Annotated in this window: 1 protein-coding gene and 1 pseudogene; both read left to right on the top strand. The window is 72.5% G+C overall.

Going from position 1 to position 750, the window contains the following annotated elements; genetic code table 11:
* A pseudogene (locus G7A99_RS22655) lies at positions 1 to 333 on the top strand (hypothetical protein); the annotation flags it as partial.
* Positions 334 to 337: 4 nt separating this feature from the next.
* A partial coding sequence (locus G7A99_RS22660; protein WP_163144277.1) for a hypothetical protein occupies positions 338 to 750 on the top strand: 413 nt, incomplete at its 3' end.

Genomic DNA, 750 nt, shown 5'->3' on the forward strand with positions numbered 1-750 from the left:
ATGCTGCCGATGGGCCTGGCCGAACGCTGGCTGGGGGCGGGGAGCGGCGTCCGCGGCCTGCTGCTCGCGACGCTCGCTGGCGCGGTGACCCCCGGCGGGCCCTTTTCGGCGTTTCCGCTGGTTGTGGGGCTGCGCGGGGTCGGGGCGTCACTGCCCGTGTGCGTGGCCTACCTAACCGCCTGGTCCGTGCTCGGATTGCAGCGGGTGCTGGTCTGGGAGATCCCGTTCTTCGGTGCCCACTTCGCCGCGGTACGGCTGTTGGTGTCGCTGCCATTGCCGCTCATTGCCGGTGCCGCCGCCATGGCGCTGACGCGCCCGACGCGAGGGGACTGAGTACGTGGGCGTCGCCTATATCACCGTCGCCGTCCTGCTCGCGGCCACGGCAGCCACCGCGCACCGTCACCCCGGGGTTGAGCACCGCGCCGTCTGGCGCCTGGGGCTGCATCAGCTACGGCCGCTGCTCCTGCGTCTGCCCGTCGCGATCGTCGCGGCGAGCTTCGTCGCCGAGCTCATCCCGCCCGAGTGGTTTGCGCGAATGCTCGGGTCGTCCTCCGGGCTGCCCGGCGTGCTCCTGGCCTCCGTGCTCGGCGGGGCGCTGCCCGGTGGCCCGTCGGTCTCGTTTCCCCTCGTCCTGGTGCTCGCCCACGCTGGCGTGGGCGTGCCGCAGATGGTGGCCATGCTCACCGCCTGGTCCGTGCTCGCGCTGCACCGCGTCCTCACCTTCGAGCTGCCGATGATGGGCTGGGCGTT

The sequence above is a fragment of the Arhodomonas sp. KWT genome, assembly GCF_010993615.1.